Source organism: Candidatus Dadabacteria bacterium (genome assembly GCA_009837205.1).
Lineage (GTDB): Bacteria > Desulfobacterota_D > UBA1144 > Nemesobacterales > Nemesobacteraceae > Nemesobacter.
Genome location: VXTZ01000026.1, coordinates 21,196 through 40,782 on the forward strand (window position 1 = coordinate 21,196; position 19,587 = coordinate 40,782).

General features: G+C 50.4%; 25 protein-coding genes. 9 read left to right on the forward strand and 16 right to left on the reverse strand.

Annotated features, from left to right (window positions below):
• Positions 1 to 6: 6 nt before the first annotated feature.
• From surE to F4Z13_06070, 4 genes are all read left to right on the forward strand, one after another.
• Positions 7 to 765 (forward strand): 5'/3'-nucleotidase SurE, encoded by a 759-nt coding sequence (gene surE / locus F4Z13_06055; protein MXZ48791.1) that lies wholly within the window; start codon positions 7 to 9, stop codon positions 763 to 765.
• On the forward strand, positions 758 to 1,339 hold the full coding sequence (locus F4Z13_06060) for a DedA family protein (protein ID MXZ48792.1): 582 nt from the start codon (positions 758 to 760) through the stop codon (positions 1,337 to 1,339). Before surE ends, F4Z13_06060 begins: the two co-directional genes overlap by 8 nt.
• A gap of 125 nt (positions 1,340 to 1,464) precedes the next feature.
• The gene (locus tag F4Z13_06065) at positions 1,465 to 2,493 is read left to right on the forward strand and encodes an NAD-dependent isocitrate dehydrogenase (protein ID MXZ48793.1); all 1,029 of its coding nucleotides are present in this window, start codon (positions 1,465 to 1,467) and stop codon (positions 2,491 to 2,493) included.
• 42 nt (positions 2,494 to 2,535) lie between these two features.
• Positions 2,536 to 3,432, forward strand: coding sequence for an energy transducer TonB (locus F4Z13_06070; GenBank protein ID MXZ48794.1), 897 nt, complete (start codon positions 2,536 to 2,538; stop codon positions 3,430 to 3,432).
• 10 nt (positions 3,433 to 3,442) lie between these two features.
• Here F4Z13_06070 and F4Z13_06075 read toward each other — a convergent pair whose 3' ends face one another.
• A complete protein-coding gene (locus F4Z13_06075) occupies positions 3,443 to 4,486 on the reverse strand; it encodes a phosphoribosylformylglycinamidine cyclo-ligase (GenBank protein MXZ48795.1) in 1,044 nt (347 codons plus the stop codon).
• Between the two features lie 18 nt (positions 4,487 to 4,504).
• The gene (locus tag F4Z13_06080) at positions 4,505 to 5,119 is read right to left on the reverse strand and encodes a peptidylprolyl isomerase A (GenBank protein ID MXZ48796.1); all 615 of its coding nucleotides are present in this window, start codon (positions 5,117 to 5,119) and stop codon (positions 4,505 to 4,507) included.
• Between the two features lie 260 nt (positions 5,120 to 5,379).
• Between F4Z13_06080 and F4Z13_06085 the strand changes: the two genes are divergently transcribed.
• From F4Z13_06085 to F4Z13_06105, 5 genes are all read left to right on the forward strand, one after another.
• Positions 5,380 to 6,312: a TIGR03560 family F420-dependent LLM class oxidoreductase gene (locus tag F4Z13_06085; protein ID MXZ48797.1), complete on the forward strand. Its 933-nt coding sequence runs from the start codon at positions 5,380 to 5,382 to the stop codon at positions 6,310 to 6,312.
• A 121-nt stretch (positions 6,313 to 6,433) separates the two neighbouring features.
• The gene (locus F4Z13_06090) at positions 6,434 to 6,775 is read left to right on the forward strand and encodes a hypothetical protein (GenBank protein MXZ48798.1); all 342 of its coding nucleotides are present in this window, start codon (positions 6,434 to 6,436) and stop codon (positions 6,773 to 6,775) included.
• Between the two features lie 78 nt (positions 6,776 to 6,853).
• Positions 6,854 to 7,501, forward strand: coding sequence for a hypothetical protein (locus F4Z13_06095; GenBank protein ID MXZ48799.1), 648 nt, complete (start codon positions 6,854 to 6,856; stop codon positions 7,499 to 7,501).
• 10 nt (positions 7,502 to 7,511) lie between these two features.
• Positions 7,512 to 7,895: a heavy-metal-associated domain-containing protein gene (locus F4Z13_06100; GenBank protein MXZ48800.1), complete on the forward strand. Its 384-nt coding sequence runs from the start codon at positions 7,512 to 7,514 to the stop codon at positions 7,893 to 7,895.
• A complete protein-coding gene (locus F4Z13_06105; protein MXZ48801.1) occupies positions 7,888 to 8,283 on the forward strand; it encodes a hypothetical protein in 396 nt (131 codons plus the stop codon). Before F4Z13_06100 ends, F4Z13_06105 begins: the two co-directional genes overlap by 8 nt.
• A gap of 80 nt (positions 8,284 to 8,363) precedes the next feature.
• Here the strand turns inward: F4Z13_06105 and F4Z13_06110 are convergent, their stop codons facing one another.
• From F4Z13_06110 to F4Z13_06175, 14 genes are all read right to left on the reverse strand, one after another.
• A complete protein-coding gene (locus tag F4Z13_06110; protein ID MXZ48802.1) occupies positions 8,364 to 8,714 on the reverse strand; it encodes a gliding motility protein GldC in 351 nt (116 codons plus the stop codon).
• 283 nt (positions 8,715 to 8,997) lie between these two features.
• Positions 8,998 to 10,176 carry a hypothetical protein gene (locus tag F4Z13_06115; GenBank protein ID MXZ48803.1) on the reverse strand — a complete coding sequence of 393 codons (1,179 nt, stop codon included), beginning with the start codon at positions 10,174 to 10,176 and terminating at the stop codon, positions 8,998 to 9,000.
• Positions 10,177 to 10,180: 4 nt separating this feature from the next.
• Positions 10,181 to 10,762: a cytochrome c gene (locus F4Z13_06120; GenBank protein ID MXZ48804.1), complete on the reverse strand. Its 582-nt coding sequence runs from the start codon at positions 10,760 to 10,762 to the stop codon at positions 10,181 to 10,183.
• Entirely contained in the window at positions 10,752 to 11,258 is a 507-nt protein-coding gene (locus F4Z13_06125) for a DUF3341 domain-containing protein (GenBank protein ID MXZ48805.1), read from the reverse strand. The genes F4Z13_06120 and F4Z13_06125 overlap by 11 nt, the downstream gene beginning before the upstream one ends.
• 6 nt (positions 11,259 to 11,264) lie before the next feature.
• Positions 11,265 to 12,596, reverse strand: a complete 1,332-nt coding sequence (locus F4Z13_06130; protein ID MXZ48806.1) for a hydrogenase — start codon at positions 12,594 to 12,596, stop codon at positions 11,265 to 11,267.
• Positions 12,596 to 15,535 (reverse strand): molybdopterin-dependent oxidoreductase, encoded by a 2,940-nt coding sequence (locus F4Z13_06135; GenBank protein MXZ48807.1) that lies wholly within the window; start codon positions 15,533 to 15,535, stop codon positions 12,596 to 12,598. Before F4Z13_06135 ends, F4Z13_06130 begins: the two co-directional genes overlap by 1 nt.
• A gap of 14 nt (positions 15,536 to 15,549) precedes the next feature.
• Complete coding sequence (locus F4Z13_06140) at positions 15,550 to 16,152, reverse strand: cytochrome c3 family protein (GenBank protein MXZ48808.1); 603 nt, start codon at positions 16,150 to 16,152, stop codon at positions 15,550 to 15,552.
• Positions 16,153 to 16,318: 166 nt separating this feature from the next.
• Entirely contained in the window at positions 16,319 to 17,074 is a 756-nt protein-coding gene (gene bioD / locus F4Z13_06145; GenBank protein ID MXZ48809.1) for a dethiobiotin synthase, read from the reverse strand.
• Between the two features lie 19 nt (positions 17,075 to 17,093).
• Positions 17,094 to 17,552: a peroxiredoxin gene (locus tag F4Z13_06150; protein MXZ48810.1), complete on the reverse strand. Its 459-nt coding sequence runs from the start codon at positions 17,550 to 17,552 to the stop codon at positions 17,094 to 17,096.
• 38 nt (positions 17,553 to 17,590) lie between these two features.
• Positions 17,591 to 17,914 carry a DUF59 domain-containing protein gene (locus F4Z13_06155; GenBank protein MXZ48811.1) on the reverse strand — a complete coding sequence of 108 codons (324 nt, stop codon included), beginning with the start codon at positions 17,912 to 17,914 and terminating at the stop codon, positions 17,591 to 17,593.
• Positions 17,915 to 17,941: 27 nt separating this feature from the next.
• Positions 17,942 to 18,199 (reverse strand): hypothetical protein, encoded by a 258-nt coding sequence (locus F4Z13_06160; GenBank protein MXZ48812.1) that lies wholly within the window; start codon positions 18,197 to 18,199, stop codon positions 17,942 to 17,944.
• A gap of 45 nt (positions 18,200 to 18,244) precedes the next feature.
• Positions 18,245 to 18,709, reverse strand: a complete 465-nt coding sequence (locus tag F4Z13_06165; GenBank protein ID MXZ48813.1) for a peroxiredoxin — start codon at positions 18,707 to 18,709, stop codon at positions 18,245 to 18,247.
• A gap of 13 nt (positions 18,710 to 18,722) precedes the next feature.
• On the reverse strand, positions 18,723 to 19,235 hold the full coding sequence (locus tag F4Z13_06170; protein ID MXZ48814.1) for a thiol peroxidase: 513 nt from the start codon (positions 19,233 to 19,235) through the stop codon (positions 18,723 to 18,725).
• Positions 19,236 to 19,250: 15 nt separating this feature from the next.
• Positions 19,251 to 19,577: a hypothetical protein gene (locus tag F4Z13_06175; protein MXZ48815.1), complete on the reverse strand. Its 327-nt coding sequence runs from the start codon at positions 19,575 to 19,577 to the stop codon at positions 19,251 to 19,253.
• Positions 19,578 to 19,587: the final 10 nt, after the last annotated feature.

The window sequence follows — 19,587 nt, forward strand, 5'->3', positions numbered from 1 at the left end:
CCAGACATGAAACCTAAAATACTGCTCTCAAACGATGACGGGGTAAATTCAGAAGGCCTGAAAGCTCTGGGAGAGGCCCTCTCTCACTTGGGAGAAGTCTACACCGTGGCTCCTGACCGCGATCAGAGCGCCTCGAGTCATTCGCTTAACCTCATGAGACCTCTTAGAATCGAGGAAATTTCAGAGAGGGTATTCTCCGTGGACGGAACTCCAACGGACTGCGTGAATCTCGCCGTGAACGGAATTCTGGGCGAGAAGAAACCTGATCTCTTAGTCTCTGGAATAAACATGGCCGCCAATATGGGAGATGACATAACCTATTCGGGAACCGTAAGCGCCGCGATAGAGGCAACTCTTATGAAAATCCCCGCAATAGCGGTATCGCTCGCGGCGAAAAAAGACTTTCTGTTCCGAACCGCAGCCCACTATTCAAGAGTGGCCGCGGAATTCGTCCTTAAAGCAGGTCTCCCCGAAAACACCCTGCTAAACGTAAACGTGCCTAACCTTCCCCTCGAAGAAGTAAAGGGAATACGGGTTACGCGCCAGGGCAAAAGGGTTTATCAGGCGCCAATAGTGGAAAAAACCGATCCCCGGGGGAAGAAGTATTACTGGATAGGCGGAAACGAGCTTGATTCCCTTAGAATTGAAAACTCAGACATAGTATCCATCCTTGAAGGCTACGTCTCGATAACCCCGATAAAGCTTGATATGACGGATTACGAGTACCTCGAAGAGCTCAGGGAAAAACTAGAGAACCATGCTTAAAAGCCTCTACGACTGGGTTCTGGGCTGGGCGGACAGAAAGCATGGTCCCTTTGCCCTTTCTCTGGTTTCCTTCGCGGAAGCGTCTTTTTTCCCCATACCCCCAGATCCACTTCTCATGGCTCTTTGTCTCGGAAATCCCAGAAAGTCATACCGCTTCGCTCTTTACTGCTCCGTTTTCTCCATACTGGGAGCGGCGGCCGGGTATCTCATAGGATACTGGGTATGGGAGCTTGTCGGGGACTTTTTCACATCGCACATCATAACTGCAGAGACGCTAGCTGCGGTAAGTAACAAATACTCGGAAAATGTATTTGAAGCCGTTCTGGCCGCAGCCTTCACCCCCATACCCTTTAAGGCGTTCACCGTGACGGCGGGAGTCTTCAAGGTCGACTTCCTCGCCTTCATAGCCGCCTGTGCCGTGGGAAGAACAGCCAGATTCGCAATAATCGCCTTCCTTCTTTCGGTTTTCGGAGAAAAAGTAAAATTGCTTATCGATAAATATTTCAACATATTTACGGTTATATTTTTCATACTGCTTCTGGTTGGGGTATTGCTTCTAAAGAAACTGGGCTGAAGTGCCTGGCAAAAGCTTCGCGGACATGCGGACACGGAAAGTGATTTGTTGGCACGTAACTTGCCGCATAAGAACATATATGTTCCATAGAAACCTGGTTTCAAACCGTATCACACGTACAGATTATGAGCGCTAGAAAAGTCGTTTTAATCCCGGGAGACGGTATCGGTCCGGAAATCGCCGAAGCGACAAAGGACGTAATCGCCGCTTCCGGAGCCAAGATCGAATGGGTCATAAGAGGGGCCGGCGTATCGGCTATAGAAAAATACCGGGAAGCTCTGCCGGGAGTCACTCTGGACGCCATAAGGGAACATAAAGTCGCGCTCAAGGGCCCATGCACGACCCCGATAGGAGAGGGGTTCTCATCGGTAAACGTGGAACTGAGAAAAAAACTTGACCTGTACGCGGCCGTAAGGCCGGTACGAAGCATTGAGGGCGTGAAGACCAGATTCTCTGACGTTAACATAGTCATCGTGCGCGAGAACACCGAAGGTCTTTACAGCGGCGTTGAAAACACGGTTTCCCCTGGAGTCGTGATGAGCATGAAGGTCGCGACCGAGAGAGCGTGCGAGCGAATCGCCAGATGGGGTTTCGAATATGCGAGAAAAAGAGACAGAAAAAAGGTGACCGTGTTTCACAAGGCCAATATAATGAAGATCACAGACGGTCTCTTTATCAGCAAGGCAAGGGAGGTAAGCGAGCAGTACCCGGACATAGGGTATGAAGAGTACATCATAGATGCGGGGTGCATGAGACTGGTTCAGGATCCGGGCATGTTTGACACCCTGTTGCTTGAAAACCTCTACGGCGACGTGATGAGCGACCTCTGCGCCGGCCTTGTCGGAGGACTCGGCGTTGTTCCCGGTGCCAACATAGGAGATGAATACTCGGTCTTTGAAGCGGTACACGGGTCTGCACCGGATATAGCAGGACTCGAAATAGCAAATCCGCTCGCTCTAATAATGTCAGCGGTAATGATGCTCAGGTATCTGGCCGATTCAGAAGGAAGAGAGGACATGAGAGAAGCGGCCGACAAGATAAAGACGGCTTACAACATAGCCCTTTCAAACGGCGACAAGACCCGGGATCTGGGAGGCAACCTCAAGACGGCCGACTTTGCCAGGGTTCTTATACAGAATATACTGAAGATATAAACAGTCCCCGCCTCCCGCGCGGCAAAATGCTGGTAAACCCCGATGAACAGAAACAGAAAAGTCCCTTTTCCGGTTTTTCTTCTGATCTCAACCGTGCTGAATTTCATACTGATTCAGTTTCTTTTCTCAGAGATACTTCCAGACCCCGAAAGTCTTAAGGACTCGCTTGAGAGAACGTACATAGAACTTATCGAGATACCAGTTAAAGAGACTGAACCTCCCGACAAACCGTCAAGGCTCGCCGATAAGTCTCACAGGGCGGAAAAAGAAACTACGATAGATGACACGACAAAACTCTCAAGGTCCGCCCCGCAGCCGACAAAGAAAAGCACGGCGCAAAGAAAACCCGCGGGAGCGATTCAACCCGGAGAACAGAAAAAGAGCACGGAGAGGTTCTCTCCCGAAAAAGACCGGGTCGCCATCATACCCGAAGGGGAAAAAGACAAACCAGAAAAAAGAAAGGCCAGTCCCAATCAACTGCCCAGAAGCGACCCGAGCGCTTCCGCTTCCCAGATGGTAAATCCCAGCATAGTGGACGTTCCGTTCGACTACAATACAGAGGAGCAACTTCTTGGCACCAAAGACGTCGAGAAGGAAATCACCGTTGATCTAAACACGACGGAATACAAGTACATCTCCTATTTCACGAAACTGAAAGAGAGAATTTACCAAGTCTGGAAATACCCCAAGGAATCGCAGGTAAGAAGGGAGCAGGGAAACGTACGGATCGTTTTCACTCTCAGAAAAGACGGATATCTTGAAAACGTGAGGATAATCCAGCCCTCCGGTTTCGAGAATTTGGACAGGGAAGTGTTGCGCACAATAAGGGTGGCTTCCCCCTACAACCCCTTCCCCGAGAGCTGGGAGGAAGAAAGACTCAAAATACCCGCCACCTTCGATTACAAGCTTCCCACCTGGGTAAGAAGGTACTACAACTGAACCCGCACTCTCAGAGAATGCGGACTCTGGGACCAGGGGAGTCAGCTTCTTTTATCTCGCCGACAAGATAAGCCGTTTCCGGTAGATCCCGTGCGAAGGACAAGGCTTCTTCAGCCTGCTCCCGCGGCAGTACCGCTATCATTCCTACTCCGCAGTTAAACGTCGAGTACATCTCGTCGCGGGTTATGTTCCCGGTTTTCATTATCAGGTCAAAAACAGGAGGTTCAGGCCAGTTTTGGCCTTCAATTGCTGCAAAAAGTCCGTCAGGAATGACTCTTGAGAGGTTTCCAGGAATCCCGCCGCCCGTCACGTGGGCAAGAGCCCTTACGTCGAATTCTCCGCAGAGTCCGAGAACAGTCCTTGAGTATATGACCGTGGGTGTGAGAAGTTCCTCTCCAATGGTTTTTGAGAGGCTTGGGGGTTTCGAATCAATCGAGTAGTCTCCGATATCGAAAAGCAATTTTCTCGCAAGTGAGTAGCCGTTTGAATGAAGACCGCTTGAAGCAAGACCGATGACCGCGTCGCCCGGCCCTACCCCGGCACCGTCAATATAAAGATCTTTTTCCACCACTCCGACACAGAAACCCGCAAGATCAAACTCCCCTTCGGCGTAAAATCCAGGCATCTCAGCCGTCTCGCCCCCGATAAGCACGCATCCAGCTTGGATACATCCCTCGCAGATACCTTTTACCACCTCGGCCGCCTGCTCTGAATCGAGCTTCGAGGTAGCCAAGTAGTCAAGGAAGAACAGAGGTTTCGCGCCGTACGTAATCACGTCGTTAACGCTCATGGCAACCAGATCTATGCCTATCGTATCAAATCTGCGTGCGGAAAAGGCCGTTTTGAGCTTCGTGCCGACGCCGTCTGTGGCCGATACAAGCAGGGGCTCGCGGAAAGCATCCGCATCAAGCGGAAAAGCACCTGCAAAACCCCCGAGCGGGCTTACTTTGCTTTCGCCGTAGGTCGACTCGACCAGAGGTTTTATAAGCCGCACGAACCTCTCGCCTTCCTCCACGTCAACTCCGGCGCTTTTGTAAGTAATCTCTTCCGACACGAAAAAAGAGACCGTCTGTTAATTGACGACCTTCATGGACAAAATAGACACCGTCTCGACGGGAACATCTCCCGGTCTGGTCTGAACAACGGCTATTTTATCAACAACTTCGATTCCCTCAGCCACTTTTCCAAACACCGCATAACCGAAATCACGGACACCATGATCAAGGAAAGGATTGTCCCTGTGATTTATAAAAAACTGCGACGTAGCGGAATTAACATCGGCGGTCCTGGCCATTGCTATGGTGCCGCGTTCATTTTTAAGGCCGTTTTCAGCCTCGTTTTTTATCGGGGCTTTAGTCGGCTTCTGTTTCATGTCCGCGGTGATACCGCCACCCTGTACCATGAAATTATTTATCACCCTGTGAAATATGGTGTTGTCGTAAAAACCCTCTTCCACATAGGAAAGAAAATTCGCCACGGTAATCGGCGCCTCTTCTTCATAAAGCTCAAGTTTTATGTCACCTAGTGAAGTCGAAATAAGAACCATTGGTTTTCTCCTTTCTTTCTTGCCGCTCGATTCAGCGGACGTTTTTTTGTTCTTACTAGAATCAGAATTAGAGTACCCATCTCCGGGAAAAGCAATCAAAGCGAAAATAAAGCATAGAGCGAAAACAACTGCGTTTTTCATTGGAAACCTCTGGATCGTAGATTTAAGAAGAAATGGAATTCGTTCTATTTAAAACAGGCGGTAAAAAGTTCCTCAGACACTGTGGGCTTTCTTCTTCCCGTCGCCCGTAATGATAGCACAAAGAAGTGAAACAGTGAACTTTTATTTCCCTGCCCAAGCAAGCGAAGGGGCGCTACCATGTTTACAGCATCCTCAGCTAAAGGGATAATTACCCGTGCGCTTTACAACCCTGCGCGAACACCAAAAAACGGAGACAGACAATGGGCAGACCCGAATTCGGAGTAATGCTGAGACAGCAAAAAATAGATTTTGAAGACATAAAGGCTGCGGCGCAGTTATGCGACTCGACCGGATATGATTCCGTTTGGTTCTACGATCACGTTCTAGGTCAGGGAATAATCGGTATCGACATCTATGAACCCTGGACTCTAATGTCCGCACTCTCGACAGTAACGGAGAACGTTAAGCTCGGAACGATGGTGCTCTGCAACCCATTCAGGTACCCTCCCCTGCTCGCCAAGATGGCTTCAACGCTTGACGTGATAAGCAACGGACGCTTGGAATTCGCAATAGGAGCCGGGTGGTTTGAAGAGGAATTTCGCGCTTACGGATATCCCTTCCCCTCAACGAAAGAAAGGATAGAGATGCTGAGAGAAGCGGTCACGATACTCAAACTGATGTGGGCGGATGAAACCGCCTCTTTTGTCGGCAAACATTACAAAGTGGAAAACGCGTTTTGCAACCCCAAGCCCGTTCAGCGTCCCAGCATTCCAGTATGCATCGGAGGTTCCGGAGAAAGATTTCTCTTAAGAGCAGTGGCAGAACTCGCCGATGAATGGAACTGTCCCGCGACAAGCGCAATTGAATTCGACCGCAAGTACTCAATACTCCGCAGGCACTGCGAGGAAATCGGGAGAGAGATAGAAGATATAACGATATCTCAGCAGACCGTCTGCGTTCTGGTTGAGGACAGAAAAGATCTCCCCGAAAAACTCGAAAAGGCCCAGAGACGCTACGGGTTCTTCGGAGACATAGAAAAACTCGGGATCGTGGGAACTCCCGAAGACTGTGTAGGGAAGATCAACGCGGATCTGGAGAAGGGAATATCCAAATACACGATTTTCTTCTCTGACGTGATGAATCCCAAGACCATAGAGCTTTTCGCAAAGGAAGTAATACCCGAATTCAGATAAAGACAATTTATTGCAGTTCTTCATTAATTTGCAAACACTCCTGCGTAATCTGTTTCTTTCGAACTTCTGCCATTGAAGTTTGAAAGAAAAGTGAATAGTTTATAATTAGGACGTGAGCACTATGAAGACAGCATTTCTACTGGCAACATGCATCGCATTGTTTCTTACCGGCGGCATTGCGAACGCCCTCTCCACATGTCCAATGAACATGGACGAGGCTTCCGCCGAAATGCAGATGGACGCCGACATGGACATGCCTTGCCATGAAACAAAAGATTCGGAAGATCGAAGCTCCGACCAGTGCGATGGCTGTGATTGCCAGCACTGCGTCCAGATAAACGCGCTGCCGGTTGAAGAGTTAAAGAATCATCATGGGGAAACTGCCGTTGGAATTCTTGCCGGTCAGCTCCTGTCCTCCCGCCAGATCGAAACCCTTTTCCGACCTCCAAAACACATCTCCTGAGAAAATTGCGCACACCTGCGCGCTATAAGCGGCTTCGCTTCGGCGTCGCCAAGCCATAATTGATACTCAGGAGGAAACATGAAATTAACAGTTTTCACTTTATGTTGCGTGATCCTGATGGGATACGCCCCTCAGTCACTGTCTCGTCCGGTCTCATATCCGGGCGGCTGGACGGTTATGCAGAAAAACGACAAGAACGCGCATTCTCTTCACGTTCATTATTCGCCGACGGCTAAGTATTCAATAGGATACAGGACCGAATACTGGCGCGAGGAGGAGTGGCAGTTCCACGGTGCACAGTTTAACTATCTGGTAAAGCGCCATAATGCGTCGGACTCACAGGCAAACTTTTATCTTAAAAGCGGTCTTGGCATGGCCTACGGTGATCTTGGAGTGCCCGACGGCGAACCCCAGCCTGCCGTCTTTGCCGATATCGCCCTTGACTGGGAAACTCGACGGTACTTTACGAGTTATGAGAACCGCGTCTACTACGCCGAAGACATAGCGAAGTTCTTCAGGCAGAAAGCGCGGGTGGGAATCGCTCCTTATCTCGGGGACTACGGCGATATCCACACTTGGCTCATGCTACAAGTTGACCACATCACGGGAGAGAGAGATAACATCTCGTTTACACCTTTTGTACGGTTTTTTAAGAACGAGTATCTCGCTGAAGTCGGAATCAGCGACAAAGGTGGGATTTTGTTCAATTTAATAATAAGATTTTAAGGAGAAAACTATGAAAATATCAATCACAGCGATTTTTCTTATGACACTTTTTTTCGCGTTCCCAAGCCTTGCGCAACATGGAGAACACGAACATAACCATGAAGGTCAGGTGGTGGAGCCCTCTGCCGTTTCAAACGACATGGGAAACGCCGCCTGTGAAGACACCGTCAATATCAAGGTCAGCGGACTTGTATGCGATTTCTGCGCCCGTTCCCTGGAAAAAGTCTTCCTAAAACGCGGCGATGTTGCCGGGATCAAGGTTGATCTTGGCAAAGGCTCCGTAGTGGTTGCCATGAAACCCGGATTGACCGTTGACGATGCAACGCTTACGAAGCTTATCACGGACTCCGGGTACAACGTGAGTGCCATTCAGAGGGGGTGCGAACATGGATAACACAAATTCCGGGTATGGAGTGAAGCAAACGCTTCTCCCCTCGCTCAGTCTGCTTACGTCCGCTGGAACACTGGTGTGCTGCGCCCTTCCCGCATTATTAGTGACGATCGGCGCCGGCGCCGTTCTGGCGGGAATCGTAGGAACCGCACCCTGGCTGATTGCGTTGTCAGAATACAAAGTCTGGACGTTCGGAATCTCAGGCGCAATGCTTCTAATCGCCGGATTCGCGCTCTGGAATTCCAGAAACGCTCCCTGCCCGATTGACCCGGCGAAGGCAATGGCATGTGCCAGATTACGAAAGACAAGCAACTGGATATACCTGTTATCCGTGCTTCTATGGTGCGTGGGCTTTTTCTTCGCTTTTCTCGCCGTGAGAGTCTTTTACTGATTTCTTTCGGATAGTCAGATTAGGGAAATGCCGGGGAAACCCGGCGTTCCCCTAGCCTGCAGGGTACCAAAGGGTGTTGGTCAGGAATCTTTCTGACCTCCGAAAGACTCAAGGACCATCTCGGCAAACTCGCCCGCGAATTCTCTCATTCTGTTCGATATCTGCTTCTCGGAGGTAGCCCTTTCATATGTGTCGGCCATTTTCATCATCGTATAGTAAAAATGATAGTTCATCTCCCCCACTTCCATTTTCTTTGTCCAAAGATCTATTACAAGAGATTCCTTCTTCTCGGCATCCCACATGGAGAGAAAAGCCGCCTCGCAGCGCTTCTCTCCCGGTTCCTCAGATTGGGAAGCCTCCCAGAAAAGCCCCTCGGGAACATTGTCGTCCCCTAACACTACCTTAAGCTTGATTTCGGCGTCTTTGGACATGGAAAACTCCTTAGAAGATTTTTTATGAAAAACGGGGAAATCCCGCACGGAAATTATATCCGGTTTCAAGCAAAGCGTCTTAAGGCATATTCTGCATCGCCCATTTAACGCGCAATGAAAGGAAAGAAGGAATTACCAGGGAAGTTTGCCCATCAATGGGGCTATCTTGGTGCCGAAAAGTGCTACGGTGGCCACTATACCTATAAAAGCCGCGATACCAATAGCCACTTTCACAGTGAAAAGCAGAACTATTTTGTCAAGCTGCTCAGGAGTAAGTCTCATCTTAATGTCCTCCTCCTTTTGACTTGCCGTCAAAGTACGGGTCACCGAAAGGTATTACCGGGAACCTGTTTATAAACAGAAGAAAAGTCGCCACAAATCCCGCAAGAAAACCGAGAGTGATCAGGAAGTGATTGATACTGAAAACCAACTCGTTGGTAAGCGAAGGGATAACCAGCAGGAATTTGTCCATCCAGAGACCCGAGAAAGAAACCGTAGCGATAAAGACGACTATGGGCGTAACTATCTTGTGCGTGCGGGGCAACAGGGAAACAAAAGGAAATATGAAGCAGCAGGTGAGGATAGCCCACGCAAGCGAGCGGAAAGGCTCATCCACCACCCTTTTTATCACAAACCCGGTCTCTTCGGGCATGTTCGCGTACCAGATCGTAAGAAGCTGGGAGAACATGAGGTAAACCCAGAAAAGAGAAAAGCCTTGGAGTATCTTTCCCATGTCCCAGTAATGATTAACGGAAAGGTAGTCGTCAAGTCCCAGGTAACGCTTGAGGGGGACCGAAAGTATTATCGTCGCTCCTATGGCCGCTATGAGGCTCCCAATAAAATAGTAGGGTCCGAAAAGCGTGCTGAACCAGTGAGGATCAAGCGACATCATGAAATCCCAGGCGAAAAGGGAAAAAACAAGAGCGTAGACCCCGATTACGGCAGGAGCCAACTTCTTTAACCTGACGATCCTCTCCTTGCCGTTTAGGTCCTGTTCAATTGAGGTTTTGAGGTAGAAGTAGTTCAGAACGAGAAGGATCGAGAAACCTATCACGTTTCTCGCCATTACGAAGTTCATATTAAGCCATATGTCCTTGGGACTGTGGTAGTGATGATGCGCATAAGGAAGGACAAATTCCTGTCCGATGAAAAGAACCAGCAGGAGCACTAAGGAGACTAAAGTGAAGCTCGCAAAACCCTCGCTTATGCGAAGAAGCCCCCTGCCCCACCTGGCGTTGGTTATCCTCAGTATGCAGGAGAACACAAGCCCGCCCTGGGCAACCCCCGTCCAGAAAAGGAAATTCACCAGGAAAAGCTGCCAGACCTCCTCGGCCCTCTCCCCCCTGGCGTTAATTACAAAAGCCACTACACCCACAGCCGCCAGAGCGAGGAAAACCTTGAATACCCAGCCGGGTATCTGGTTTCTTTTAGCGAGTATCTCTTGGCTTATGGACTGATCCATCGTTCTACTGACTCTCCTTGACAGAGCCCGGGTTCTGAAGCTTCCTCAAGTAATTGACCACGTGCCATGCGTCCTGCTCCGATATGTTCTCGCTGTAAGAAGGCATCATCACCTTGCCCCCGTAACGTATATAGGCATAGATGTAACCGTCGGTTCTCTGCGCCACGGTCGGCGTGGTAAGGTTAACCGGGTAAAAACCGAGCCCTTTCTTTATTATGATTCCGTCTCCCAATCCCCCGGGGCCGTGACACACGGCGCATTGCTCTTTGTAAACTTTCGCTCCCCTGGCTACCGACTCACCGCTTCCGGGAACCGGTCCCTTTTTTATCTGCTCGACCTTGCCCCTGTCTTCAAGCTTTGTTTGCTTCCCGTCGGTGGAAATCGAATTGCGCGGAAAAAGCACGGGCTCTTCGTAGGGCTGAATCGAGTCCTGAGACCACATGTCCCACGACCACGGAAGCGAGTGGGCAGAGGAAATGGAAAGCGCGACCGCAAAAGCAACGGCGGTACATACTTTTAATCCCCCGAGGAAGTTAATATCCCAAACTCCCCCTAGAACTGTCCGAAAAAACTTTTTATGCCTCATCAAACTTGATTTCTTCAGCTCCCGTAGAATTTAATATCGCTTCAACCGCACCTATATTTTCCTTCTCACATATAACGGCGACCCCGAACTTGTCATCCGAAAAACGCTCGTCATAAAGCCTCACCGGGGTTCTCTGTCTTATAAGGGAATTCACTATCAGCCCCAAAAAGGTTGAAAGCGCGCCGAAAAGCACCGTAAGCTCAAAAACGATGACCATGTAGGGAATTATCGAAACTATGGGCTTGGCGCTCACCGCTATCGGCCAGGAGCTTGAAGTAAGAACCGTAAAACCGATTCCGCAGGTCGCCCCCAGCAGACCTCCGAAGAGGGTAAAAAACCGCACGGGGCTCTCAGGCAGATCAACCGCCGCCTCAATTTCATGGTCCGGAAACGGGGAGAACACCCTCATGTTGCGGTAACCCGCTTCCTTGAGCTTGCCAATGGCTTCAAGAACCGAATCCTGATACGAGTAAATTCCGATTACGCCCTGATCCATTTCCTGCTAACCTCCCTTCTTCGGCACCGGAAGTATCTCCTTCATCTCCGCTATGGAAACTGCCGGAAGAGTTTTCACAAACAGTAAGAAGAACATGAAGAACCACGCGAAACTTCCGATCGTTATGCCGGCCTCGACAAACGATATCTTGTATATGCCCCACGCGCCGGGCTCAAAATCTCTTGAAAGCGATATCACGATGATATTGAACCGCTCGAACCACATCCCTACGTTTATCAGTATGGAAATGGCGAAAAGCGCCTTTATGTTTTTTCTAACCTTCTCCCACCAAAACGCTATCGGAACAACGCAGTTGCACACCACCATCGTCCAGTAGAAAAACGCGTACTCTCCAGTCATCCTGTACACAAACTGTCCCCATTCATAAGGACTTCCACTGTACCACGCCATGAAAAGTTCCGCCGCGTACGCGTAGGTGACTATGCAGGAGGTCAGAATTATGAGCTTCGCCATGCCGTCGTAGTTATCAAGCGTTATGTAGTCCTCGAGGTGGAAAATCTTCCTTATAGGGATGGTAAGCGTGATAACCATCGCCAGTCCCGAGAAAATGGCTCCCGCAACGAAGTACGGGGGGAATATGGTTGTGTGCCATCCGGGAACGTTACCCATCGCGAAGTCCCAGGACACGACGCTGTGAACTGAGAGAACAAGCGGCGTGGCGAGAGCCGCGAAATAAAGATACGCCCTCGTGTAGTGAAGCCACTCCTTGTTTGAACCCTTCCATCCGAAGGAGAGAATCGAGTATATGATCTTTCTCGGAACTTCCTTCACCTTGTCCCTTATCGCCGCTATATCGGGAATCATTCCGACCACGAAAAACACCGAACTCACCGTAAGATAAGTACCCACCGCGAACACGTCCCACACAAGCGGGGACTTGAAGTTTATCCACAGCTCCCTTGAATTCGGATATGGTATGAGCCACAGGAAGTTCCATGGTCTTCCGAGGTGGATTATGGGGAAAAGTCCCGCCGTGAGAACCGCGAAGACCGTCATGGCCTCGGCGATTCTGTATATGGACATCCTGAACCTTGCGCGGAACAGATAAAGTATGGCCGAGATAAGGGTTCCCGAGTGCGCTATTCCAACCCAGAAAACAAAATCGGTTATGTAGACTCCCCAGAAAACCGGGTGACGATAGCCGGCAACTCCAAGTCCCGTAGCCACCTGATAGAAAAAGCACGTGACGCCGAGTCCCACGAGCGCCACCGTGGGAAGAAAAAGCGCCCACCATTTCGCAGACGGCTTGTCGACCATCCTGACTACATCTTCAGTTATTCTCGCGTAAGTTAAAGGTGTCTGCTGCGTCTGGCTCATTACACTCTTTCCTGTTTGACTTTCTTAAGATAGGTAATCGCGGGCTTGGTGTTTACCACTTCGAGAACCTTGTAGCCCCTATCGTCCTCGGACAGCACCGACGCCCTGCTCTTGTCGTCAAGCAGGTTGCCGAACACTATCGCATCGCTCGGGCAAGCCTGCTCGCAGGCCGTGAGAACCTCTCTGTCGCGAAGAAGCCTTCCTTCATCCTTGGCGAGGTCCTTCCCGTAACTTATTCTCTGAACGCAGAAAGTGCATTTTTCCATGATTCCCTTCGACCTTACCGTCACGTCGGGATTAAGCTGCCAGTTAAGAGGCTCGGGGAACTTGTAGGTATACCAGTTGAACCTTCTTACCTTGTAGGTGCAGTTGTTCGCGCAGTACCTGGTGCCCACGCAGCGGTTGTATATCATGCCGTTTAGGCCCTCGTGGTTGTGGTAAGTCGCGAAAACCGGACACACGGGCTCGCAAGGGGCGTTTCCGCACTGCTGGCAGAGCATGGGCAGAAATCTCACGTCAAGGCTTCCGTCGCTGTTTTTCTCAAAGAATCTCTCTATGCGAATCCAGTTCATCTCGCGGCGTTTCGCCATCTGCTTCTTCCCGACAAAGGGAATGTTGTTCTCTGCGGAACACGCGGTCACGCAGGCCCCGCAGCCGGTGCACTTGTTAAGGTCTATGGCCATTCCCCATCTGTATTTCGAGTATTCTATTTCCGGGTAGAAGTCAGGGTGCTCCGAGTGGTGCGCTCCATGGGCGCCGTTATGATGGCCAATCTGGTCAAGAGCGATGGTCTTGGCGACGTGCCTGTCTCCCTGGCTCTTTGTGTACTGTGTCCTTACAAGCAGGTCTCTTTTCCTAAGGGATGAAACGTTCGCCTTGGTTGAAAGCAGCGAGGGTCCACCTGAAAGCGCATCGGTAGCCGCCGGCAGCAGAGCAAAGGGATTCACCCCTCTTCCCTTCGCGTACCTTCCGTAGGAAGTGTGTCCCTGCCCAATTGGAATGGCAATTGTATCCGGCCTTATTCCCTCATAGACGAAAACCTGTACCTCGAAACTTCCCCCGGGGGTATCAACCTTCACGTAAGAGCCATCCTCAAGGCCCATTTTGGCCGCGACGGCGGGATTTATCTCAAGCCACGAATCCCACACCGAAGTGGTAAGGGCATCGGGAAGTTCCTGAAGCCAAGGCTTGTTCGCCCCTCTTCCGTCAAGAAACCTGTGGGACGGATAAGCAATCAAGTGGAAATCTCCTTCTCCCCGGAACTGCGGATCGCTGAAAGAAACGGAACTTACCCCGGATGAAAGAGCGACATTGACAGGAGCGGGGGTGGTCGTCACCGAACCTTTTACAAGAAGTTTTTTCCAGAATTTCTCGAAGCTTGTTCCGGGAGAGAGAGCCTCGGCCCTTTTCTTCCAGGCGCTTCTTAGATAGTCATAGTATTTTTTCTCTGCGAACGTGTTTTTAAGCGCCTCGACATTCTTTGAAACAGATATCAGCGTATCGCCCGCGGATTTGGTATTGAAAACTGGTCTCATGACGGGCTGAGTGATGCCGGTCACGCTCTTTTTCGGGCTGTAGTCTCCCCAGCTCTCAAAGGAAGTACTTTCGGGAAGTACGAGATGCGCCTTCTCGGAAGTCTCGTCAAGGAATGAAGAGAGGCTTACGACAAACGGCACTTTTTCAAGAGCCTCGGCAACTTTCAGTTCTCCCGGAAGCGTGAAAACCGGGTTCACGTTATGAACGATAAGAACTTCCACCTTGCCCGACCTCATTTCCTCCACCAGCTTCTTCATGTCACTGAAGCTGTTTGCATCCGAGATTGAAAGAGAATCGGAGAAATCAACCGTCTTGCCGATGTTTCCGGCAAGGTAGTTAAGTATGTTCACGGCAACCATGGTTTCGGTCGCGTTTGATCCCGTGTTGGCTGCTCCGCCCCCTATTGCCAGGCTTTTTGAAGACGCGAAGTCCCGGGCGATTTTCTCTATGGTGTCCGTGGACACGTCGGTGAGCGCTGCAACTTTTTTGGGCGTGTAGCCCGAAACCATTCTGGCTATCGGCCCCGGGGCAAACTTGTTAAGACCCTTTGAGATCATAACGTTGGCAATCCCGAGAGCAAGGTACTGCTCCGTGCCCGGTTTCGCCGCAACCCACGTATCGGCGTTTGAAGCGGTCATTCCGGAGCGCGGCTCTATATGAACGACCTGACCGGTTTTCCCGTGATCTATATCTCTTAGCTTTGAATATCCTATGGAGTTTGAAACCGCAGAAAGCCACGTTTCAAGGTAATCAGCCCCGAATGAGAGAAGGTAGTCCGCTTTGTCTATCCTGTAAGAGGGGATTTCGTCTCTTCCGAAAACAATTGAATTCGCCTTTCTGATGGGTTCATGGGAGAAAGTCTCGTAAACGTAATGCTTTCCTCCAAGAGGCCTCAGGAACTCCGCCACGAACTTCGAGTAAGTTCCCGACACGTTGTTGCTCAGATAGACGATCTTCCCCGAGCCGAGAGAATTTAATTTTTCTGTGAGTATCCCTTCACCCCTCTCCCAGCCTATGGCCTCGAGTCTCTGGGTTTCAGTGTTGCGTACAAGCGGGGAGCGGACCCTGTCGGGGTTGTAGAGACCCTGTAGGGAAGCCTGGCCCATGGCGCACGTCTTTCCCCTGTTTATAGGGCTCTCGGGATTGCCTTCAACCTTGATGGCCCGTCCCTCGCGGTTTTTCACCACGAGACCGCAGCCCGACGAGCACTCCCTGCAGGTCGTCGCGTAGAACTTGGGTACTCCGGGAATAATATTTTCAGGAGGAATAACGTAAGGGATTATCTGCTCCACCGGCTCCGAACAACTTCCGGCAACAGCTGCCGTACCGCCGGCTACCCCGATCACTTTCAGGAAATCCCTTCTCTTCATGCCGTTTTTTCCTTTATTTTCTTTCCGAGACATATATCCCCTCCGGCCTAGTAATGGCAGGTCAGACAATCCTTAAGTTCGGTCTTATGTTCCTCGTTGTCGGCGTTTTCTTCGTGACACGATATGCAGAATCCCATCGTCAGGTCCTCTGCCTTGTGCACCACGTCCATCTTCTCAACTTCCCCGTGACAGGTGCTGCACTCAAATCCGCGCTTTATATGCCTTTTATGGTTAAAACGTACAAACTCCGGCATTCCCGCGGAGGTCGTGCCGTACATTCCGGTAACCTTTACCCACGGTATCGGTTCCTGCCTGCGCCAATAACCCTTTACCTTGTTTATTTCCTCTCTTATGTTGATCGTCTGCCCCCCTTGCGTTGTGTACTCAACGTCCCTTCCGGCAACATAAGAATGACATCCCATGCACTTCTGCACCGAGGGGATACCGGGATGGGGGGAAACTTCCGTGTAGCTGTGGCAGGTCTGACACTGTATCTGGTTGTCATCAGCGTGTATCTTGTGGCTGAAAAGAACCGGCTGCGCGGGGCCCTTGTCGCTACTCTCGGCAGTTTCCGCATAAAGGTAAAGACCCGCCGTCACAAGTAAAACGGTCATAGCGATACGCAAGAATCTGTGTGTATCTCTCTTCATCCTAAATTTGCTGAAAAACGGGTTTATTAATCAGGAAGCAGATTAATAATGGGGTAGTATTATTAGCAAGTTCTTCAAATCTGTCAAGAACTCAGAAACCGCTCTGGAAAAACCGCGAAACTCTAAAGAAAAAAGCCGGCGGAGACTGGTTACAGCCCGGGGAAAATCACCGCCGTGTTTTCTCCGAAAGCTCGCTCAAAAAGGCATCCGCTGAGAATTTTCCACCGAAAAGCGGGGAAAAACAGTTCTCCCCAATACCCTTGAGTCCCGAAAAGGAGCCGCCTTCTACGTCAAGCCCCGGCAAATGGGGCAGGACCCCGAGTATGTTCACCGAGAAAACATCCCTCAAGACGGCTGGGTTGGTCGCTGAAGCCACGTCCGCAGGTTCTGGAAACCCGTTTATCACTACCCCAAGCACACGTGCGCCCCTTTGCCTCGCGTACTCAAGAGAAAGGGCGGTATGGTTAAGGGTGCCGAGCCCCGGACGCACGACTATAACCATCGGGGCACCAAGATCAACGGCAAGGTCGGCCATCATGTAGCTCTCGGTAACGGGCACGCAGAGACCTCCTGCGCCTTCAACGAGGGTTACGTCGTTTCGGGATATATAATCCCGCGTATGTTCTATTATGTCCTCAAGAGGAATATCAGCCCCTTCAATCGAGGCAGCTCGATAGGGAGAAAGGGGAACTTTCAGGCGGCAGGGAGAAACCTCCGAGAGCACGCAGTCTTTTCCCAGAAATGCGTAGATGAACTCGGCGTCGCTCAGGCCTTCGAGATCCGTTCCAGTCTGAAACGGCTTTATTACTCCGGTCACAAGACCTTTTTCCCGGAGAAGAGCCGCAAGCGCCGCAGTGACCGCGGTTTTCCCCACTCCCGTGTCGGTACCGGTTATGAAAACGGCTTTGGGAAGATCCTTCATCAAATTCGCGGCAGGAAAACTACAAACCCAGTTCTCTTACCTTCTCGGTTACCTCTTCAGCGTGAGACGAGGTCTTTACCTTTTTCCAGATATGGGCTATCCTGCCACCTTTTTCTATAAGGAAAGTAACCCTGCGGGCGGTATCGAACTTGCTTTTTATCCCGTACAGATCCACTATCTCCCTGCTTTTATCGCTCAGCAGCGGGAAATTGAGTGAAAACTTGTTTCTGAAGTTCTCATGGGACTTAACCCCGTCTGTGCTTACCCCCAGGACCTGCACTCCAAGAGACATAAGTTCCTCCTCCGCATCGCGAAGCGAGCAGGCCTCCTTGGTACAGCCAGAAGTGTTGTCTCTGGGATAGAAGTAAAGAGCTACGGTCCCTTTAGAGTAAAAGTCGCTCAGTCTTACCTTCTCCGCCCCATAGGTTTCGGCTTCAAAATCAGGGGCCTGGCTCCCTACCTCAAGATTTTCTCCCATCTCCAACCTCCTTGGTCACGGCGGAAAAGCACGGGGAATCAGAACATCCCCAAGCTTTCCTTTGCCGCTTCGCTCATCTTTCCTGGATCCCAGGGAGGATCCCACACGATCTCGATGTTTACCTCGGAGACCCCGTCAAGCTCCTCGACAAGGTACTTGGCCTCGGCAACTATCTGCGTTGCGGCGGGACATCCGGGAGACGTCATAGTCATATCGATATTCACCCGGGAATCTTCTATGGCAACCCGGTAAACAAGCCCCAGATTGACTATATCTATCGGTATCTCGGGATCGTATATGTCGCCGAGGACCTCCATCACGTCATCTTTGGTCACTTCGAATTTTTCAGTCGTCTCGCTCATCGAAAAAAGACCTTTACTTAAAAAATATCATTCCCCAGCCTGCAACTCAACACCGCATCTGGGACAGAAACCATCAGACTCTCGGTATTCGTAGTATTCGCCACAGTAAGAACAAAGCTTTACCTTGGGTCTCGTGATAAGCCACAGCGGCAGAAACAATATGAGGACGAAAAACACGCCGAGGAACCATAAAAACGCCTTCCCAGTGCTCTTACCCCTGTTTTTCGCATCCGTATAAACCCAGAAAGCGGCTATAAACGCGATCGCCAGTCCAAGAAATTGCATGGTAATCCCTATTTCCTATAGAAAATTATATGCTTTGTTCACCGTTTAAAGACCTAGTTCTTTTACCTTGATGAGTATCTCTTCGGCATGGGACGAGGGTTTAACTTTGTGCCAAATATACGCTATCCTGCCACCTTTTTCTATAAGGAAGGTGGTCCTGCGAGCAACGAAGGGGATGAGCCTCCACCTTGCCCCGTACAGATCCACTATCTTCCTTCTTTTGTCGCTCAACAACGGGAAATTGAGTGAAAACTTGTCTCTGAACTTCTCATGGGACTTTACCCCGTCTGTGCTTACCCCCAAGACCTGTACTCCAAGAGATGCAAGTTCCCGCTCCGCATTGCGAAGCGAACAAGCCTCCCAAATACAGCCCGTACTGTTGTCCCTAGGATAAAAGTAAAGCACCACGGTACCTTTAGAATAAAAGTCGCTCAACCTTACCTTCTCCGCTCCGTAGGTTTCGGTTTCAAAATCAGGGGCCTGGCTCCCTACCTCAAGATTTCTTCCCATAATAATTCCCCCTCTATCCTGTTGATTTTATCACCTCAAGCGCCGCATTGTAATCTGGCTCGTTCACTATGTCTCCAACGTACTCAACGTGCTCAATAACATTATCACGACCCACAACGAAAATCGCGCGGGCAAGAAGCCTGTTCTCCTTTATGAGCACCCCGTAGGCCTCTCCGAAAGAGGCGTACTGGTAATCTGACGCCGTCCTTACCCTCTCCACTCCGGCGGCCGCGCAGTAGCGGCTCTGCGCGAAAGGAAGATCCATGCTCACCGTTATTATCTGGACCGAATCAGAAAGCGCCGCCGCTTCCTCGTTGAACCTTCTGATCTGGACATCGCAGACCGGCGTATCCACCGAAACCACCACGTTGAACACCTTCACGTCATCGCCGAAATTCTCAAGGCTTACCTCGCTTCCCAAGGTTTCCACGCACCTGAAATCGGGAGCCTGATCGCCTTTTTTCAGTTCAGGACCGATAAGGGTAATCGGATTGCCTTTCATCTTTACCGCATCATCTCTTTCCATCTGGCTTTTTCCTCCTCAAAGCTGTTTTTCTTCAATATCAAGATTTATTTTCTTGGCCGTCACGTTCGCGTCGTAAATCGATATCCCCGCAATGAAAAGCGTCGCAAGAGAGTACCCCGCAACGAGAGTAAGCGTAGAACGGGGAATATCTTCGAGTGTCTGAGTATCCGCAAACTCAAGGAAAACCTCAAGCGGTTCGCGCGAGAGGATATTCACTATTATTATAAGGGCGAATATCGAGATGCCCTTAGCAAACTGCCCGTTATAGAGCTGTCCCAGTCCCGGGAAAAAAAGGGAAAGCAAAACTGCCAGCCAAGGTCTTTTTCTTCCTTCTCCACGCATGCTCCACAAG

Excerpts from the sequence above, each read along its gene's own strand:
- F4Z13_06070 (MXZ48794.1), top strand. The coding sequence starts at position 2,536 with ATGAACAGAAACAGAAAAGTCCCTTTTCCGGTTTTTCTTCTGATCTCA.
- F4Z13_06125 (MXZ48805.1), bottom strand. The coding sequence starts at position 11,258 with ATGGATCAGGGCGTAATCGGAATTTACTCGTATCAGGATTCGGTTCTT.
- F4Z13_06150 (MXZ48810.1), bottom strand. The coding sequence starts at position 17,552 with ATGGGAGAAAATCTTGAGGTAGGGAGCCAGGCCCCTGATTTTGAAGCC.
- F4Z13_06170 (MXZ48814.1), bottom strand. The coding sequence starts at position 19,235 with ATGGAAAGAGATGATGCGGTAAAGATGAAAGGCAATCCGATTACCCTT.
- F4Z13_06060 (MXZ48792.1), top strand. The coding sequence starts at position 758 with ATGCTTAAAAGCCTCTACGACTGGGTTCTGGGCTGGGCGGACAGAAAG.
- F4Z13_06105 (MXZ48801.1), top strand. The coding sequence starts at position 7,888 with ATGGATAACACAAATTCCGGGTATGGAGTGAAGCAAACGCTTCTCCCC.
- F4Z13_06160 (MXZ48812.1), bottom strand. The coding sequence starts at position 18,199 with ATGCAATTTCTTGGACTGGCGATCGCGTTTATAGCCGCTTTCTGGGTT.
- F4Z13_06065 (MXZ48793.1), top strand. The coding sequence starts at position 1,465 with ATGAGCGCTAGAAAAGTCGTTTTAATCCCGGGAGACGGTATCGGTCCG.
- F4Z13_06100 (MXZ48800.1), top strand. The coding sequence starts at position 7,512 with ATGAAAATATCAATCACAGCGATTTTTCTTATGACACTTTTTTTCGCG.
- F4Z13_06120 (MXZ48804.1), bottom strand. The coding sequence starts at position 10,762 with ATGAGGCATAAAAAGTTTTTTCGGACAGTTCTAGGGGGAGTTTGGGAT.
- surE (MXZ48791.1), top strand. The coding sequence starts at position 7 with ATGAAACCTAAAATACTGCTCTCAAACGATGACGGGGTAAATTCAGAA.
- F4Z13_06140 (MXZ48808.1), bottom strand. The coding sequence starts at position 16,152 with ATGAAGAGAGATACACACAGATTCTTGCGTATCGCTATGACCGTTTTA.
- F4Z13_06135 (MXZ48807.1), bottom strand. The coding sequence starts at position 15,535 with ATGTCTCGGAAAGAAAATAAAGGAAAAAACGGCATGAAGAGAAGGGAT.
- F4Z13_06175 (MXZ48815.1), bottom strand. The coding sequence starts at position 19,577 with ATGCGTGGAGAAGGAAGAAAAAGACCTTGGCTGGCAGTTTTGCTTTCC.
- F4Z13_06080 (MXZ48796.1), bottom strand. The coding sequence starts at position 5,119 with ATGAAAAACGCAGTTGTTTTCGCTCTATGCTTTATTTTCGCTTTGATT.
- F4Z13_06115 (MXZ48803.1), bottom strand. The coding sequence starts at position 10,176 with ATGGATCAGTCCATAAGCCAAGAGATACTCGCTAAAAGAAACCAGATA.
- F4Z13_06090 (MXZ48798.1), top strand. The coding sequence starts at position 6,434 with ATGAAGACAGCATTTCTACTGGCAACATGCATCGCATTGTTTCTTACC.
- F4Z13_06095 (MXZ48799.1), top strand. The coding sequence starts at position 6,854 with ATGAAATTAACAGTTTTCACTTTATGTTGCGTGATCCTGATGGGATAC.
- bioD (MXZ48809.1), bottom strand. The coding sequence starts at position 17,074 with ATGAAGGATCTTCCCAAAGCCGTTTTCATAACCGGTACCGACACGGGA.
- F4Z13_06085 (MXZ48797.1), top strand. The coding sequence starts at position 5,380 with ATGGGCAGACCCGAATTCGGAGTAATGCTGAGACAGCAAAAAATAGAT.
- F4Z13_06130 (MXZ48806.1), bottom strand. The coding sequence starts at position 12,596 with ATGAGCCAGACGCAGCAGACACCTTTAACTTACGCGAGAATAACTGAA.
- F4Z13_06155 (MXZ48811.1), bottom strand. The coding sequence starts at position 17,914 with ATGAGCGAGACGACTGAAAAATTCGAAGTGACCAAAGATGACGTGATG.
- F4Z13_06165 (MXZ48813.1), bottom strand. The coding sequence starts at position 18,709 with ATGGGAAGAAATCTTGAGGTAGGGAGCCAGGCCCCTGATTTTGAAACC.
- F4Z13_06110 (MXZ48802.1), bottom strand. The coding sequence starts at position 8,714 with ATGTCCAAAGACGCCGAAATCAAGCTTAAGGTAGTGTTAGGGGACGAC.